General features: G+C 57.1%; 15 protein-coding genes. 9 read left to right on the top strand and 6 right to left on the bottom strand.

Translation table 11 applies throughout. The annotated features are described in order from the left end of the window. Positions 1 to 8: 8 nt before the first annotated feature. The 3 genes from JXQ78_RS01275 to JXQ78_RS01265 all read right to left on the bottom strand — a co-directional run bounded on the left by JXQ78_RS01275 (position 9) and on the right by JXQ78_RS01265 (position 3,450). Positions 9 to 1,652 carry a hypothetical protein gene (locus tag JXQ78_RS01275; RefSeq protein ID WP_330631666.1) on the bottom strand — a complete coding sequence of 548 codons (1,644 nt, stop codon included), beginning with the start codon at positions 1,650 to 1,652 and terminating at the stop codon, positions 9 to 11. A 233-nt stretch (positions 1,653 to 1,885) separates the two neighbouring features. After that, positions 1,886 to 2,494 (bottom strand): metal-dependent hydrolase, encoded by a 609-nt coding sequence (locus JXQ78_RS01270; protein WP_330631665.1) that lies wholly within the window; start codon positions 2,492 to 2,494, stop codon positions 1,886 to 1,888. Positions 2,495 to 2,496: 2 nt separating this feature from the next. Further along, positions 2,497 to 3,450 (bottom strand): DUF1616 domain-containing protein, encoded by a 954-nt coding sequence (locus JXQ78_RS01265; RefSeq protein ID WP_330631664.1) that lies wholly within the window; start codon positions 3,448 to 3,450, stop codon positions 2,497 to 2,499. A 335-nt stretch (positions 3,451 to 3,785) separates the two neighbouring features. Here JXQ78_RS01265 and JXQ78_RS01260 point away from each other — a divergent pair, with 335 nt between their 5' ends. The 8 genes from JXQ78_RS01260 to JXQ78_RS01225 all read left to right on the top strand — a co-directional run bounded on the left by JXQ78_RS01260 (position 3,786) and on the right by JXQ78_RS01225 (position 11,854). Next, positions 3,786 to 4,889 (top strand): DegT/DnrJ/EryC1/StrS family aminotransferase, encoded by a 1,104-nt coding sequence (locus JXQ78_RS01260; RefSeq protein ID WP_330631663.1) that lies wholly within the window; start codon positions 3,786 to 3,788, stop codon positions 4,887 to 4,889. Then, positions 4,882 to 5,877, top strand: coding sequence for a Gfo/Idh/MocA family oxidoreductase (locus JXQ78_RS01255; RefSeq protein ID WP_330631662.1), 996 nt, complete (start codon positions 4,882 to 4,884; stop codon positions 5,875 to 5,877). Before JXQ78_RS01260 ends, JXQ78_RS01255 begins: the two co-directional genes overlap by 8 nt. An 81-nt stretch (positions 5,878 to 5,958) precedes the next feature. Further along, a complete protein-coding gene (locus tag JXQ78_RS01250) occupies positions 5,959 to 6,543 on the top strand; it encodes an acyltransferase (RefSeq protein ID WP_330631661.1) in 585 nt (194 codons plus the stop codon). Next, complete coding sequence (locus tag JXQ78_RS01245) at positions 6,540 to 7,934, top strand: nucleotide sugar dehydrogenase (protein ID WP_330631660.1); 1,395 nt, start codon at positions 6,540 to 6,542, stop codon at positions 7,932 to 7,934. Before JXQ78_RS01250 ends, JXQ78_RS01245 begins: the two co-directional genes overlap by 4 nt. After that, the gene (locus JXQ78_RS01240) at positions 7,927 to 9,210 is read left to right on the top strand and encodes a nucleotide sugar dehydrogenase (RefSeq protein WP_330631659.1); all 1,284 of its coding nucleotides are present in this window, start codon (positions 7,927 to 7,929) and stop codon (positions 9,208 to 9,210) included. The genes JXQ78_RS01245 and JXQ78_RS01240 overlap by 8 nt, the downstream gene beginning before the upstream one ends. Before the next feature lie 14 nt (positions 9,211 to 9,224). Then, entirely contained in the window at positions 9,225 to 10,241 is a 1,017-nt protein-coding gene (locus tag JXQ78_RS01235; protein ID WP_330631658.1) for a DUF354 domain-containing protein, read from the top strand. After that, positions 10,231 to 11,157, top strand: coding sequence for a glycosyltransferase (locus JXQ78_RS01230; protein ID WP_330631657.1), 927 nt, complete (start codon positions 10,231 to 10,233; stop codon positions 11,155 to 11,157). The genes JXQ78_RS01235 and JXQ78_RS01230 overlap by 11 nt, the downstream gene beginning before the upstream one ends. 49 nt (positions 11,158 to 11,206) lie before the next feature. Then, complete coding sequence (locus tag JXQ78_RS01225; RefSeq protein ID WP_330631656.1) at positions 11,207 to 11,854, top strand: DUF7344 domain-containing protein; 648 nt, start codon at positions 11,207 to 11,209, stop codon at positions 11,852 to 11,854. Positions 11,855 to 11,868: 14 nt separating this feature from the next. Here the strand turns inward: JXQ78_RS01225 and JXQ78_RS01220 are convergent, their stop codons facing one another. Beyond that, positions 11,869 to 13,938 (bottom strand): flippase, encoded by a 2,070-nt coding sequence (locus JXQ78_RS01220; protein ID WP_330631655.1) that lies wholly within the window; start codon positions 13,936 to 13,938, stop codon positions 11,869 to 11,871. Positions 13,939 to 14,254: 316 nt separating this feature from the next. Between JXQ78_RS01220 and JXQ78_RS01215 the strand changes: the two genes are divergently transcribed. Beyond that, entirely contained in the window at positions 14,255 to 15,079 is an 825-nt protein-coding gene (locus tag JXQ78_RS01215) for a hypothetical protein (protein ID WP_330631654.1), read from the top strand. A 101-nt stretch (positions 15,080 to 15,180) separates the two neighbouring features. On the opposite strand, the gene JXQ78_RS01210 is transcribed toward JXQ78_RS01215, so the two are convergent. Further along, positions 15,181 to 15,825 carry a hypothetical protein gene (locus JXQ78_RS01210; RefSeq protein WP_330631653.1) on the bottom strand — a complete coding sequence of 215 codons (645 nt, stop codon included), beginning with the start codon at positions 15,823 to 15,825 and terminating at the stop codon, positions 15,181 to 15,183. 34 nt (positions 15,826 to 15,859) lie between these two features. After that, the gene (locus tag JXQ78_RS01205; protein ID WP_330631652.1) at positions 15,860 to 17,440 is read right to left on the bottom strand and encodes a S8 family peptidase; all 1,581 of its coding nucleotides are present in this window, start codon (positions 17,438 to 17,440) and stop codon (positions 15,860 to 15,862) included. Positions 17,441 to 17,552 lie beyond the last annotated feature (112 nt).

The raw sequence follows: 17,552 nt of genomic DNA, 5'->3' as shown, positions 1-17,552 counted from the left end.
GAAATGCTTCAGATGTATTCGTTGCCTTGTTCGATTATGTCGCCTGCGGCACCGTTCGTGAGTTTGTTGTTCACGAGTTTGGCGACACCCGATTCGACATCGACGGCAACCGTCGATCCGTCGTACGCACCTGCCGTCACTTCCTTGATGAGCACATCGGATCCCTCGACCGTGATCGGCAGTCCGGATGAGGAGTACGTCCCACCGAGGACACTGACACTGTCGGAAAAGATACCGAGCGCGCGGCGGCGGCTTCCGTTCGGAAGATCAACGTCGAGACCACGGAATTCGGTGCTATCACGGTGTGTGATGAGTGCCTCGCGGCTTCCGGTCTCACCCGTCGATTCGCCAGAGACCGAGAGTCCCTTGACACGAACCGGTGAGGAGCCCTCACTAATGTTGAGTGCTGGGCCTTCGTGGTCCTGAACGACCTCACTGTTGATGATATCGATTGCTCCGGCACCCTTGCGGACGGCGATCGACTTGATCGTTTCTCGAGCGTCGTTCTTCCCGGCGAAGATTTTGGTGTTTTCGATCGTTGCCGACTCAACAGAACTGAGCGTGAAGATTCCGTGACCGTTTGGTTGGGTCATCTCGATGACGGTGTCCGCGACGGTGAGGTTTTTCCCACCGTCGAAACGAACACCGTGCTGGCCACGGTCGTTCGGTCGGTTCTGATCGATGACGACGTGTGCACCGTACACGCCACTGTTGTCGCCAGTGATCCGAATGTTACCGGAGTTGGAATTCGCAAACCGTCCACCCTTTACGACAACCTGCCCCGGACTCTCCGAGTCGTAGAGGCCGTTGTCTGGGAACGCACCGATGACGGAATCGACAACATCCAGGCGACCTGCGTGGAACGGCGAGAGCAAGAAGCCAGTTGGACCGTTTTTGACGGTTGGTTCGATGTCCTGTGCGGTGTTTTTGGTGTACACACCACCCTCGGGAACCTCAACGTTTTTGACGATTCCGTAGCCGTCCGAATCGACGATGTCAGCCTTGAATGGTCCCCATGTTCCGGCATCGTGAACACCCTCAACGGCAACGTTCTCGACGCGAAGACCGTCGGAGACGGCCGCGTGGAGGGCTCGAACGCCGGTGTTCGGTGCCGTGTAATCCACGGTGAAATTCCGGAACTCCAGGTTCCGACCTGGGTTCGAGAACACACCTAGCTTAAACATGATCGGATCTCCCTTGTACTGGCTGGCTGGAGCCGGCACGAGCGTGGCGTTCTCACCAACCATCCCGAAGTTCTTGAATCCGGTGAGCCGGACCCACTCGTCGACGAGATAGCGACCCTCAGGGAACTTCAAAAGGGTGTTCGACGAAGCGAGATCACGAATGAGCGGCGTGATCGACTCCCCACCGGTGTTGTCAGCTCCAGCTTCGACGACGTTGATAACCTCGTCGTAGTCGATATCCGACACCGACTCGGACTCAGGTGCCTCGGACTGAAGCTCGACTTCGTCCGTTGACGCTTTCTTGATCGCAACGTCCGAATCGGAATCCTGCCGCGAACAGGACCCCGCAGCGGCGGTCCCTGACACCGACAGCGATGCTGCAGCAGCGCCGGTCGTTCCAAGGAACGAACGACGACTGACGCCTGGTGACAGACGCGACAGTGTTCTGGCCTCTTCTCTCTCTGGCATAGTCCATTGGGATCACGGGAGTACTATACAAAATAACTTACTATATCGATCAGCCAACGATCAGACAAATCCGTCGATTCGGCCACAAACGTTATCTATAACCTCATTATCTGGTTAGCGCCATGACTCGTTATATGGGCAAAACACAGCAAAGTGTTATAAATTAATAACTAATAAGCCTGGTTTTTATATGGCGCGATCTTGGACCGAACGGATTCGACCAGCGTCATTTATTACGGGGTCAATATTCCCTTCGCCGTAGTCCAGCTGTGGGCGAGCATTCGTCTGATGGTGCCTGGTCCCGGATGTCCGTCGTAAAGCCAGACCAGCGTAGCCACGACGACGGGACCGAAATAAATAGCAAGCAACACGAGCGCGGGAACCAGTCCCTCATCGGCGAAAAAGTGTAGAAACGAGATACCGTACGCCAGAATTCTCTCGATAGCACTGAGATCGCTGGTGTACGACGGTAGCGTGGCGATCGGCCAGAGCAGTCGTTCGGAAGTGAGCGGATTGTTCGTTACCAGCCCAAAGACGAGATCACCGAACAGATGCGACCAGTAGCCCACGACGAAGCCGACGGCGGTCTCAGTGTGGCTGCTGTAGTATGCAGCAAGCAGGACGAACAGTCCGACCGGCACGGCGACGAAAACGGAGTGACCCACGGAGTACCCCTGTGGAAACAGCTCAAACACCCACGAAAGCGGTTTATCGAGCAGATCTGGAAGCTGGGTGCCAAAGAGCACGGCTAGCGTTGCCGATCCAGTGGGTGTACGGCCGAACAGCCGCGTGCCCAGCGAGTAACAGAGATAGCCGGTGGCTGCGTGTCCCCATGGCCACATGGTTAGTGTGCCCCTGGAGGTTGGATTGGAGCAAGTACGGCAGGCGCACTGATGGCGTTCTGACCCTCAGATGGGCCGATGGGGGCCACAGCGATCGCGGTGTCGCGAGAGACTTCCTCTGGTGGTGAGCCTTCGAATAGATAAAATGTGATTCGCTCTCCTCCCTCAGGCATATTCTCGAAGCGGACTTCTTTGAACGAGTTGGGCTCGGCGGTGGCCGTTACTGGATCGCCGTGTCGCTCTCCATCAACTTTCGCGACAATCGAGTACTCTTTGGATGTATCCCAGGCGTTTTGGATCGATAGTGTCACCGGCTCGCCGTTGTACGTGGCCGCCACCCCCCCATTGAGGGTTCCCTGATCTACGATTGAGAGTCCTGAGGAGCCGCCATCGGGCGTTGGATTGAGTGCGACGAACGCGCCGGCACTCGCAGCGAGTACGAGCAGACTTACTCCGAAGACGCTGAGAAAGCCCGCATCGGTTGGAATTCCCGCCGCCGAGAATTCGAGGGCGAATCGCTCTTCAGGTGGCAACACGATCCGTCGGGCAAGCGCGAAAATCAGCATCGAGCCAGTAAAGCCCATCAGAAGAATCGCAATCCGCTGTGGTTCACCGAACCCCACCGTGAAGTTCAATCCGAAAACAGTGAACGCGACGAGAGCGAGACTCAGCGCGATCGAGAGGACGAATCGTTCGATGTTGCCGAGCAAATAATCGTCTTCAGAGCCTTGCCCGCTTCGGCGGTCGGGCGATCCCCACGGACGGCGACCACGTCGTGCTCGGCCGAGTTTGCTCTCCTCGGGAAAGAGCACCGAGAGCATCCCGTACCCAGGGAGGAATATGATCAACGGGAGAACGAGTGCGATTCTGGCGATCCCGTCGAGCATAAAAAAACCAACACCGGCCAGTGCCGTCAGCGCCGCAGCGAGCACGAGATCGAGCAACCAACGTACCATTTTCGGTGACTACAGGTTGGAGGAGTTTAACTTCTGCGAGGCGAGGTCGGGCCACTCTGTCTGTCCCAAACGGCTCACAGCCGCTCTGTGTCATTCGGGCGTAGTAGAGACTGATTGCGATCGCACACGTGAACACCAATCAATGTAGACGTACATCGAAAAAACCGCCAGCAATCAGTGTGAACAGTTCACGAGGCGAGTCCGTTAGCCAACCTATAATAAAGGCCGGTGGCTTCGTCCAATCAGCAAATGTACGACCAAATCGATGGACCATGGACCGAGCGTCAAACCGTTCGTAGCTGGCGCCGACAGCGGGCAATGGGGAGGGGTGGGCGATGAGCGAAATTCCAATCGCTGATCCACAGCTCGGAGACGAAGAGATCGAAGCCGTGACCGAGGTGCTAGAGGCGGGCGATCTGGCCGCTGGCGATGCGGTTGCCGAGTTCGAAGACGCATTCGCAGAGTACTGTGGCACTGAACACGCAGTGGCCACGTCGAACGGTACCACCGCGTTGCACACTGCGCTCGTGAGTGCTGGTATCGGCCCCGGTGATACGGTGTTGACCACCGCCTTTTCGTTCGTCGCAACGGCCAACGTCATCCGCCTGGCCGGTGCAGAGCCGGTGTTCGCAGACATCAATCCGGAAACGTTCGCGCTCGATCCCGACGCTGCCGAATCGAGAATCGAGGCACTCGATGGCGACGTTGACGCCATTATGCCGGTGCATCTGTTCGCGCTTGCGGCCGATATGGATAGATTCGAAGCGCTCGGCAAGAAGTACGACGCGACGATCATCGAGGACGCAGCTCAGGCCCACGGAGCGAAATACCACACAAAGCATGCCGGATCGCTCGGCGACGTGGCCTGCTTTTCGTTCTATCCGACGAAGAACATCACCTCGGGAGAGGGTGGCATCATCACCACTAACGACGAGGAGATCGCCGCGAACGCCCGATCGTTCATCAATCACGGTCGTACGGCTGGTGGATATGGCTACGAACACGAGCGTCTTGGGCACAACTTCAGAATGACGAATATTTCGGGTGCGATCGGTCGCATCCAGACCGACCGGCTCGAAGAGAAGGTCGCACAGCGGCGATCGAACGCTGCTCGGTTGAACGAGTATCTCGAGCCGACGGCGGCTATCTCACCGGTCGAACCCGACGGACGGTTTCACGCGTACAATCAGTACACGATCAGGGTTGGCAACCGTGATGCGTTGCAGGCCGATCTCACAGATCGAGGTGTCGGGACGAGCATCTACTATCCGACACCAATTCATAAGTATCCGATGTACGAACGCCCGGATCAGTCGTTCCCGTACGCAGAGCAGGCGTCTCGAGAGGTGCTCTCGTTGCCTGTCCATCCAGAGCTCTCGGACGCGGATCTAAACCGAATCGGTGAAGCCATGCGGGACAGTACGGTCGAGCATGTCTGAGAAGGCGCTTCACGCGGGGGTGATCGGCGTGGGAAGTATGGGCCAAAATCACGCCCGCGTGTACAACGAGCTTGCAGACGCAGAGCTCGTTGGCATCGCCGATGCTGATCAGTCTCGTGCCGAGCAGATCAGTGAACAGTATGATACGACTGCGTATACGATCGACGAGCTGCTTTCGCGCACCGACATGGTGTCGATCGCCGTTCCAACACGGTATCACAGCGACGTTGCCCGTCAGTGTATCGACGCCGGCGTCGACCTGTTAATCGAAAAGCCGTTCGTTGGGACCCCGGCAGAAGGCCGCGATCTCATCCAGCGCGCAGAAGAACGTGATGTCGTCATGCAAATCGGCCATATCGAGCGATTCAATCCGGCCGTGCGTGCACTTATGGGAATGATCGACGAGCTCGACATCATCGGGATCAGCGTCGAACGAATGGGGCCACCGCCGAGCCGGTCGATCGAGGACACGGCCGTGATGGATCTCATGATTCACGACGTAGAGATTTTGCTCGCGATCGTCGACGATCCGGTTGCGTCCGTCCAGGCGACCGGCAATCACGACGGGCGTTACGCCGAATCGCTGCTCGAGTTCGAATCCGGCGTGATCGGTCGGCTGAGTGCGAGTCGCGTCACCCAGCGGAAGATCCGAAAGCTGTCGATCTCGGCGGAAAGCTGCTGGGTTGAGCTGGACTACATCAACCAATCGGTGGAGATTCACCGCCAGTCAACCTCCGAATACGTCAATCGAGGCGACATCCACCACCGTCATGCGAACGTCGTCGAACGGCTCTCGATCGATCAGACCGAGCCACTGAAAAACGAGCTCGCCTCGTTTGCCACGGCAGTACGCAACCACGAACAACCGGTCGTCTCCGGTGAGGACGGCTTGCGTGCGCTAGAGCTCACCCAGTCGATCGATCGTCTCGTCTCGGAATCGGACACCGAACAACAGTCGAGTCCGTTCTCTTATTCGGCCGTTGATTGATCGGTGTGTCTGCGTGTGGAACGTATCTGAGAAGAACCACTGGATGGTTAACCACTGACGACCAATCGAACACTGAAGACGATGACGAACTACGAAGCCGGAGTTGACCCACAGATTGACGACCGCGCGACCGTTGGCTACGCGTACACAGAGGATGGGAGACCGACACAGCTCGGGGAGGGGGCACGCATCCGTTCGGGAACGATTATCTATCAGGACGTACGGATCGGTGATGACTTCATTACCGGCCATCGTGCGCTGGTTCGCGAGGCAACGGAGATCGGCGATAGCGTGATCGTTGGGACGGATACGGTAATCGATGGTACCACCACAATCGGCTCACACGTGAGCCTACAAACCGGTGTCTACGTTCCAACCGACACAACGATCGGTGACAACGTGTTTCTCGGTCCACGTGCCGTGTTGACGAACGATCCGTATCCGGTCAGACGGGATGTCGATCTGGTTGGCCCCACGATCGAAGACGGCGTATCAGTCGGCGCAAACGCCACAATTCTCCCCGACGTGACGATCGGACACGACTCGTTTGTGGCTGCTGGAGCGGTCATCACCGAAGATGTCCCCCCGGAAACGCTCGCCGTTGGAACGCCAGCCGACCACCAGCCACTGCCGGACACACTTGCTGCGGAGAATATGTTACGATGAGTGATACACAAACGCAATCGACCGGGCTGTACGACGCCGCCGTATCGGAAGCCGAACAACGGGATGCGCTCTTGAGCGGAAACGTTCCCGTCGCCGTTACCGGACTCGGCAAGATGGGACTGCCGCTTGCTGCGGTCTACGCCGAGGTGACCGGTAACGTCACTGGAGTGGATATCGATCAGACTGTTGTTGATCGCCTCTCGAACGGCGACTGTCACATCACCGGAGAGCCCGAACTTCCGACGCTCGTCGAAGAGTTGGTCGCCGATGGGGCGTTTGCCCCAACGACGGACGGTGTCGGTGCTGCAGAGGCTGCCAGAATCCACGTCGTTATCGTTCCGACGCTGATCGACGATGCAGGCGGGCCCGATCTTTCTGCGATCGAGAACGCTATGACGACGATCGGACAGGGACTGTCGCCTGGCGATATCGTGATCGCCGAATCGACGCTACCTCCACGCAGCTGTGAGGACATCATACGTCCCATTCTGGAGCGCGAAAGCGGCCTCTCGCTCGGTGAGTTCGGCATGGCGTTCTGTCCAGAGCGAACCGCATCCGGACAGGCGCTCGAAGACATTCGTGGAGCGTATCCGAAGATCGTCGGCGGACTCGACGAAGAGAGCACCCGCGTTGGGGAACTGATCTACGGCGAAATCAACGACAACGAGATCATCACCGTCTCGGATGCAACCACGGCAGAGGCCGTGAAAGTGTTCGAGGGGGTCTACCGCGACGTGAACATCGGGCTGGCAAACGAGCTGGCGCTACAGACGGACTCGATCGGCATCGACGTGACCGAAGCGATCGAGGCGGCGAACACACAGCCGTTCTGTCAGATCCACGATCCTGGGGCAGGTGTGGGTGGTCACTGCATTCCGTACTATCCGCGGTTCGTGATGGACGTTGCCGGCGAGCCGACGCCGATCATGCAACACGCACGTGAGACGAACGAGTATATGCCCCGCTACACCGCAGAGCACACGGTCGATGGGCTTCGCGCAGAAGGCATCGATCCCGAACGAGCGAGCGTGCTGGTGCTCGGACTGACCTACCGGCCGGGAGTTGACGAGATCAGGGCAGCGCCGTCGCTGGGGATTGTCGATTCGCTAACTGACGCTGGCGTAGACGTGACGGCGGTTGACCCGGTGAACACCCACACCGAGCCGTTCGAGAACGCTGGTGCAACGCTTCGATCGCTTGAGAAACTGGAGACGGGTTTCGACGCCGTCGTGCTGGTGACACCACAGCCGTCGTTTGCGGATCTCGACGTTCCATCACTCGGAAAGCCTACTGGAGACACGCGGCTCGTTGTGGTCGATGGACGGAGCGAACTGAAAGACCTACGTACGCACGACGATATCCATTACAGAGGGATCGGAATCAATGTCTGAAACGATCTGTATTATCGGTCAGGGCTACGTTGGACTTCCGCTAGCGCTGGCATTCGACGAAGAGGGCTATGATGTTATCGGCTTCGACATCAGCGATTCGAAGATCGAGTCGCTCGTTGCTGGAACCGATCCAACTGGTGATCACGGCGACGAACGGATCAGCAACTCGACCATCGAGTTTACCACCAGTCCACAGTCAATCGAGCGGGCGTCGGTCGTCATCGTGACGGTGCCGACGCCGGTTGACGACTCGAAAAATCCGGATCTGTCGTACATCGAGGCGGCTGCCGAAACGATCGGCGAACACGTCGCAGAGGGAACGACGATCGTCCTCGAATCGACAGTGTACCCGGGCGTTACTCGCACGGTGTTCGGGCCAGTGATCGAGGCTCAGTCCGGTCTTGCGATTGGAGACGAACTCTCGCTTGGATACTCACCAGAGCGACTCTCACCGGGAGAATCTGGCAGCAGCCTCAGTGAGGTGAAAAAGATCGTAAGCGGCTCGGATGCAGAAACCGAACAGCAGCTCTTCGAACTGTACAGCTCGGTGGTTGATGCTGGCATCTATCGCGCGCCAACGCTCGAGACGGCAGAGGCAGCGAAGGTCACGGAAAACGTCCAGCGTGATCTCAACATCGCCCTGATGAACGAGCTGTCGATTATCTGTGACCACATGGGCCTCGACACGCAGGAAGTGCTCAAGGCCGCCGGATCGAAGTGGAATTTCCACGAGTATCGACCGGGACTGGTTGGTGGACATTGTATTCCGATCGACCCGTTGTATCTTGCCCACGGCTCTGAACGCGTTGGCTATCGTCCACAGCTGATCATGCAAGGACGAGAGGTTAACGAGTACATGTCGAAACACACCGCCGAACTGGCGATGCGAGCGCTCAACCGCAGTGGGAAAGTGCTCAAAGAGTCCCGGATTCTCATTCTGGGGCTCTCGTATAAGGCAAATATCGGGGACATGCGGAGTTCTCAGGTCAGCGGAATCGTCTCAGCACTCAGCGAGTACGACATCGAGATGGTCGGCTACGACCCACTCGTCGACCCAGAGACCGCCAGTGACTCGTTCGACATTCCAGTCATCGATGAGCTCACGTTTGATGGTTTCGACGGCATTATCGTTGCAACCGGTCACGACGAGTTCGCTACACTATCACCGGAAACGATGGTTGAGCAACTCAATGACGAGCCCGTGTTGATAGATGTCGGGAACTGTTTCGAGAAAGATCGGGCACACGAGGCCGGCTTCGATTACGACCGCCTGTAATCGGCGATTTTCACATGCATTACTGTATTACGATCCAACATCCAGCACACGTTCACTTTTTCAAACACGCGATATGGGAGCTTCGCGAGCACGGCCACGAGGTGTCAGTGTTTGCCCGCGATAAGGAGGTGACAGTCGAGTTGCTTGAGGCTGCGGATATCGACTACGAACTGTTGATTCGGGGCCAATCCGACGGAATGCGCGGTCTCCTCGTGGATCAGCCACGGTGGGAGTTCCGTCTGTTGCAACGCGCGCGCGAAATAGAACCTGATGTGGTGTGCGCAATCGGCGGAACAGCAGTCGCGCACGTCGGGGCCCTGATTGGTGCCAGAAGCGTCGTTTTTACCGACACCGAACACGCGCCAGGTAATACGATCACGTTCCCGTTCGCCGACGAGATCTGGACGCCGAGCTGTTATACCGACGATATCGGCGAGAAACAGCATCGATACGACGGCTATCACGAACTCGCCTATCTACACCCCGATCGGTTTGAACCAGACCCCGGCGTGTTCGATTCGCTCGATCTCGATCCCGACGACCGGTTTGTGGTCCTTCGAGTTGTCTCCTGGGAGGCATCACACGACATCGGAGAGGGTGGGTTCAACGATGTGACCGACGTAGTCACGCGATTAGAGTCGACGGGGGCCAAAGTGCTCATCACTGCCGAAGCTGGTGTTCCGAACACTCTCCGCGACCGACAGGCGCAGATTCCACCCCATCGAATGCACGATCTCCTTGCGTATGCGGACTGTTTCGTCGGCGAAGGAGCAACAATGGCGGCCGAAAGCGCAGTGCTTGGAACGCCAGCAGTCTACGTGAATTCGCTTCGAATGGGCTATACCGATGAGATCGAAGCAAAATACGGCCTGCTCGTCAACTGCCAGGGGGCATACCGACACCAGCGTGCGATCGACAGTGCTGTATCGCTCTTAGAGAGTGATACACAGTGGGAAAAAAAGAGAGCACAGCTGCTCGAAGAGCGAACGGATACGACGGCAGTGATTCTGGAGGCGCTCGATGGCAGCTAACGCTTTCGACGATCCGATTCGCGTCCTCCAGGTCGCAACATCGAACAGATCGTTCTTCAGCCAGCAGGTATCCGTTCTCGAAGCACGAAACGTCGAGTGTGAAACACTCATCGTTCCGCGGCCGCGTGAGGGCACCCGAGGCGTTCGATCCTATCTCAGCGTCTATCTCCAGCTTCTCGGCAAGAGCCTGGCAGATTTCGATCTGATTCACGTGAACTACGGGCTGTTGGCACCAATGGGCGTCTGTCAACCCGGTCGACCCCTCGTGGTGACGCTGTGGGGCTCTGACGTACTTGGCCCCCGCTGGCTGAAGGTGCTGAGCGAGACGTCCGTGCGGTTCAGTGATGCCGTGATCGCTCCGACCAAACCACTCCAGAGAGCGCTTTCCGTTCCTTCCGAGTTCGTTCCGTTCGGTATTGATTACAGCCTGTTTCGACCGATCGATCGTGGTCGCGCGCGAGAAGAACTCGGTTGGCCCAAAGACGAACACGTAGTCCTATTTCCGTACGATCCAGGTAGAGAAGAAAAGAACGCTGCGCTCGCACGGCGGATTACCAACCAGCTCGAAGGGGTTCGACTCGAAACTGTCACTGGTGTGCCGTACAAATCGATGCCGACGTACATGAATGCGAGCGACGCGCTGTTGATCACCTCCAACTACGAAAGCGGACCGCTGTCGGTCTGCGAAGCGGCTGCCTGCAACGTCCCGGTAGTGAGCCGTGATGTGGGCTTTGTCTCCGACGTTCTCGATGGCGTCGAGCCATCCGTTATCACCAACGACGAAGCCTCGCTCCGCGACGGCCTCGCGGAGATACTCGCCGGGGACAGACGCTCGAACGGCCGGTCTGTGACCGACCGATCGCTTGACCGATTTGGCGACGGTATCACTCGTGTTTATCAGAAGGTTCTTAACTGAATCTCACACTTACCTTTGTGAAGGCACCCCGCGCACGGAGAGACCCCCCATGAGTCCAGTGGCAAACACAGATCCTGGCGGCGAGACCGAGCGCACCACTGCACCGACAGCGACGTCGACCGACGGAGCCGACACACAGAGCAGCTTATCCAAAGATGAGTTGTTTCACCTATTACAGAATAAACGGCGGCGACGCGTTCTTGAATTTCTCCAGGGTACCGACGGCGCGGTCGACATGCGTGAGATAGCAGAACAAGTTGCCGCATGGGAGAACGAAACGACGGTCTCCGCGCTGGACTCGAACGAACGCCAGCGGGTGTATATCGCACTCTATCAGTCACACCTTCCCAAGCTCGATGGGGCTGGCGTGCTCTCGTACAATCAAGAACGGGGAATCGTCAAACGAACTCCACTCGCTGACCAGCTCGATGTGTATCTGAACGTTAAACCATCAGATCAAGTGTGCAAAATTAATGCGGAAACGGTTGATCACGCATCAGTGCCACGGGCAGTCGAGACCGCCCACACAGCAGCGAATGATGACTGGAGACTGCTTGCAGATGCTGGTGTGGTCACGGCAGTGAGTGCTCTGGCAATTGGTGCGCAAACCATTGGTGTGATTTCGCTTGCTGGACCACTGCTCGCGAGTCTTGTTCTTGGTGGCTTTCTGCTGGTCATTGCGGGCCACCACTTTTGAATCGCGGCCGTCCGTCAGAATCCAGACCCAATCAAAAGTTCTATCCCCTCGTCAGTACCCACTTCTGTTGGTGTTGCGGTGGGGGTGGGCGTCACCGTTGTGGTGGGTGTGGCAGATGCCTCCGTTGTCTCTACGGGAGATGGCGATTCGGTTGGCGTGGCCGATGGCGACGGAGATGTCGTCGTTGCTGCCCCGGGATCCGTGGGAGGCGGAGTCTCAGTCGGTGAGGGTGTAGCCGATGGAACGGATTCATCGGGTGTCGGAGAGGAGTCAGTCGGCGGTGGAGTTGTCGTGTCGGTTGGTGACTGGAGCGTTCCAGAGTCAGACGGACCACTCGATGGCGGTGATGGATTCTGTTCAACGAACGACCCGAGGACGCCCGACTCGGCCGATCCAAGCGGCGTCATCGAAAGAATCGGAAAGCCAGCGACGCTCACAGCTGCGATAACGATGGCAATGACAAGCGCTATCGCGATGATGAGCTTCATAGCCGACTCTCGACTCTGATCGTTCCCAAAGCGATTTGATTTCTCAAATTTCTCCTGAATGGGCTGGACATGGCTCGAGAGCCCCGGGACTTTGACAAGAATCTCGAAGATCTCTCCGAGATCGATCGCGCCCGTTGAAATCGCGATCAATGAGTAGAGCAAAAAGCCAGCCGGGGGCACGATGAGCACGGCGATTGGAAATTCACCCAGAAGACTCAGACCGGTCAGGCCCAGGTCAGTAACTTTCGTCGATCCGATCGACAGCGAGAGAAAGACGATAACGCTCGCGCTCAACACTGCGGTTGCGGTGATGCGTCCAAGTCGTGCCCGACGGAACGGCTTATAGCCAAGCGTTCGTGCTGCCCACATCTGGAGCAGTGGGAGCGAGCCATATCCGATAGAGGTTGACACCGCCGCGCCGACCATGCCGTAGTATGGGATGAGGAGGTAGTTCAACACGAGATTGATCGCCGCAGAAATGCCCGTCGCCGCGATCAACACCCGCATGTCGCCTTTGGCCTGATTGATCGTCAACAGCGGCCTGGCCACCGCAAAGCCAACGACACCCGGGAGCAAAATGATCAGCGGCGTCGTTGCCGGTTTCATCTCGACTCCAAAGTACCATGGTACGAACACTTCAGCGAGCGAGCCGAGACCGATCGCTAGCAACAACATCAACAGTGCCACATATCGAATCGACCGTGTGGCAATCTCCTCGATCTGACTGATCCGCCCCTTCGCCCAGTGATCCGAGGTGGACTGGATCATCAGCCCCTGCAACGATGTTGGTAACAACCAGAGAATCTCCGCGAGAACTAAGGCAGCATTGTAGTAGCCAGTTAGCTCACTGTTGGTGAACGAACCCAGCATCAACACGTCGATCTTATAGAGGGAGTTTAGCAAGAAGAAATAGATGACCGAATTATGATTGAAGTAAAAAAGTTTTTTCCGCGGGAAATCGGCTGGAGTTGGTCTGAGGATCTCCTTGAGTGAGAGCGTTTTCGAGACGTAGACAATTCCGAGCACGAACACCAACATGCTGGAGATGATCTGTGCGCCAAGAACGCCCTCAACTTTAAAGCCAATCAGCAGCAAACCGAGCGCAAGAATCTGATAGGAGATCTTATACACAACGTTCAGCATGCTCCCGACGCCCTCTAGCTTAAGTCCCATGATCGCTCTGCGAACGTACTCTCTGAACTGCGAAGCGAGCACGAGCAGTGCCAGCAGATAGAAATACGGCACATACTTGGGCTCAAAGATTGCGCTCACGACGCCGAACTCCGCAGCCAGCACTAACAGCCCAGCCGCGATGATGGCGAAGATGAGCGCCAACCGGAAGTAGTACGCGAACACGTCGCTCTTCCAGAGGTCGTCTGACCGCTCTTCAGCGATGAATTTGCGCACACCACCGTTGATACCGGAGCTGACGAGGATCATCAGCAACCCGAATGCGGAGACCAATGTCGCATACTCTCCGTACGTTGTCGGACCGAGCAGTCGGACCAGTAACGGTGAGAACAGCGTCTGCCCAAGCAGGATGATAACCTGGGACCCAGCAATTGCAGCGAATGCAGTAACGAGATTCCGTTTCACGCGTTGTTCACACGAACGTCTGGCGGGTGTTGCCTTTATCGGTTCGATTCGAGCGATGCCACAGACATTGTGCTAATTTATCACAAATGAATGGATAGAAAGATTCGTTCTCTTGATACACATCGAGTGTATTTACCTTTAACACCAAACAGTTTTCATTTGTTGAGAGGTAATATGTGCATACAGCTCTCGATTATCACCATTTATTCGTCTGAACCCAACGAACTGTTGATTGATCGTGCAACCGTTGAGAAACAGTTGCCGACCGACTTAAGATCAGGATAGTAATACCAGGGGCCACTGAATGGGAACGTGTATGGACCGAGAAGTCAGTAGACGAGAGGCCATGAAATTCGTTGGGGGAATAGCGCTTACCACTGGGCTCGCCGGCTGTACCAGTGATGAACAAACGGGGGGCACTGCCGAACCAGAAACACCTGGAAATCAGACACCAACACCGCCATCGGATAACGCTACGCCGACGCCGCCACAAGAAACCGAGACGGCGACTGAAACCGAGACAGAAACTGCGACTCCGAGCGTGGACCCTGGCGAAGAAGTGTCGGTAGCCACGAGCAGTGGCTCCAGCGTTTCTGCTACGATCCACGGTGATGGGTCCTGTGGTGTGGTTCTGGTGCATGGCAGCGAACACTCCTACACCGACTGGGCACCACAGGCCAACGCAATCGCCGACGGGGGCCATGTGGTCTTATCGATCGACGCGAGCGCCGGGTCCGCCACGGCCAATGCAGAGCGGGTTGCTGGTGGTGTCTCCCACCTCAAAGAGCAACAGGGCGCGTCGGCTGTCATCGCCGTTGGTGCCGGATCGGGTTCGGAAGCCGTCATCCGTGCAAACAATTCCACGAATGCGATCGATGGCACCGTCGCGATTTCTCCGGAATCGGCGAGCGCGGCACAGATCGCACCGGATATTTCCGGACAGCTATTGGTTGTGGTCGGGAGCGGTGACGAGCAGAACTATCAGCAGGTCGCCCAGGCGATGTACACCGCAGCAAGCGATCCAAAACAAAAAGAAGATCTCGCAACCGACAAGCACGGGCAGGCGATATTCAGCGGCGAACAGGGCTCGAACCTCGAATCGTTGCTCGTCGAGTTCACGAACTCGATCTGCTCGGCCTGAAGCGGTTCACTTCTCTCTGTATCTCGGACCAGCCGCCGAGTACGGAGACGGTAACGAAGGCGGTCTAGCACCAAGGTAGTACCGACACCTTCTCAGAGGTGTCAGATCAGACAGTCGAGGACGCCACCGAGACCAAACAATTGCCTGCCAACCACTCTCGGTGCCCGTCTCAGGGACGCTCCCCGATCTGTATCGTCTAGTACGATCGACGCATCATACTCTCTATCACTGATCAGTCCGAGACGTTGATCCCACCGATGATTGTATATATCGCGCTGATGCGTGCTAAAATAATTAAACCGTGAATAACCTACGTTGTACATGGGTAGTCGCGATAGGTTTCGGAGACGATCTCGCAGCAACAGACGGTGGAACGATTCTGTCAGTAACAAGCGGCTCCTGCAGGCGGGACTCGTACTCGCGGGGATCGGATTGTTCGTCGTTGGAATTTTGATATCCCTCCTTGGGGGATTCTCGCCGCCACCGACCGACAACGAAACGACCCAGCAGCCCACGGAGACCGCAATCCCTACTGGAACGCCGACAGCCACGCCGACAGCAGAAAACACGAGTACGCCAACGAACTCCCCAACTGAGACACCAACAGCCACGCCGACGGCAAGTCCGACGGCAACTCCATCACCGAGCCCGACGCCATCACCAACGCCAACTGCAACACCCACTGCCACACCGACGGCGACGCCCTCGCCAACCGTCAGCCCAACGACGACATCCACTCCGTCCACACCCGATTAAGACGACTGGAGCGCCCGTTGAGACTCAACGGCTCTCCTCAAACCCGAGCGAGAACGAGCCCGATCCATGATAGGCATGGACGGTAACCTGGAGGGGAACGCTGGCTGTGGGATTCTCTATCGTCACCCGTTCGTGGCTGGAGCTAGTGCGCCCAGCGTAATCGTACTCGTCTGTCCCGGGTATCTCGGTTCGTCCCTCATTCACGTAGAGGTCAAAATCAGCACTCTCTGGACCCAGTAAGGTGACCGAAATCGTCTCTGGAGAGTCGGTTCCCCAGGAATACGAGAAATGTTCTGTATCGTCGAAAGCTGTGAGTCGGCCGGAAACGCGATTTTTGAGCGAACTCGAATCTGGAGGTGTCTCCGCCATAGCGGTTTCGACCCCAGCACGCGGCCTGGCATGTACCGCGCCCGCGGCGTCAATGCGACCGGCACCCTGTTCGAGTTCTGAGAGACCGATATCGACGGCGGTTCGTTTTAACTGCCTGCGCAGTTGCTCGCTGGTGAGATCCCATTTCGAAAGCGCCAACCCTGCAACGCCCGCTACCACCGGCGTCGCCATCGACGTTCCCGACGCCGGTCGATAGCCATCTCCCGGCCAGGTTGAAACGACGTTTCGACCGGGAGCCGCGAGTTCGATTGCGGGGCCGTAGTTCGAAAACGATGAGAGTGTCCCATCCGGATCTAGCGCCGAAACGGCGACACATTCGTCGTAGGACGCCGGATACATCGATTTTCCATCAGAGCTGTTTCCGGCCGCAACTACCACGAGAACGTCATGGGCACTCGCGTAACGAACGGCGTTCTGCATCGTCTGTGAGTAGCGTCCGCCACCCAGTGAGAGGTTGATCACGTCCGCACCCCGATCGACGGCCCACTCAATCCCGTCGGCAATATCTGTCACGGATCCACGACCCGCTTTGTCTAGCACCCGCGCCGAGAGGAGTCGGAAGTTTCCGACGCCCGTGACCCCATTGTTATTGTCGGTTCGAGCCCCGGCAATGCCAGCCACGTGGGTGCCGTGGGGCTCTGCGTCCAGATCGTCGGGATACGGATCGGGTGAATTTGTGATGAAATCCCAACCAGGATCGTCAGCAACGTTTTGTGAAAGGTCGGGATGGTCATACTGCATCCCCTGATCGATCACGGCGATCGTCACATCGTTGCTCCCGAGGGTTTCATCCCACGCAGCTGGTGCACCTATCGTTGTGGCTGCGTACTGCTCTTCAAAGTGTGGGTCGTTTGGAAGATACTGTGCACAATACGTACAGTTTTGCTCGACATACTTGACCGGTCCCGGTGACTCAATCGCCGTCGACAGGGTTTCGAGCAGGGATCGTTTCGACGATCGATCTGCTGGCGTCGTAACACAGGCATATCCCATTCGATCGTTTTCGTAGACGACGGCCGACTGCGAGGAAAGCTGATCGGAGAGGATCCGTCCTGGCGAATCATCCCCCGTGCTCACCCCAACGACCCATTCATTCGTCTTCGCCCCCGGATCCCGTCCGGGTGTTGCCGACCCAACACCAGAGAGCATACTAGCGCCGGCAATACTACTCAACCGCAAGAAATTCCGACGGGCGAGCCCTGAACGGTCGCTCATACTCTGAATTCAGAATGTGCCAAGGTTACGTTAAATCTTCCTATGCATCGCCATAATTGACATTTTAAATTCATATTTTTATGTCATGATTGAGATCCATCGAAGGTCACCG

The sequence above is a fragment of the Halocatena halophila genome, from assembly GCA_027563145.1.
Taxonomy (GTDB): Archaea; Halobacteriota; Halobacteria; order Halobacteriales; family Haloarculaceae; genus Halocatena; species Halocatena halophila.
This window is presented reverse-complemented; position numbering and strand designations above follow the sequence as displayed.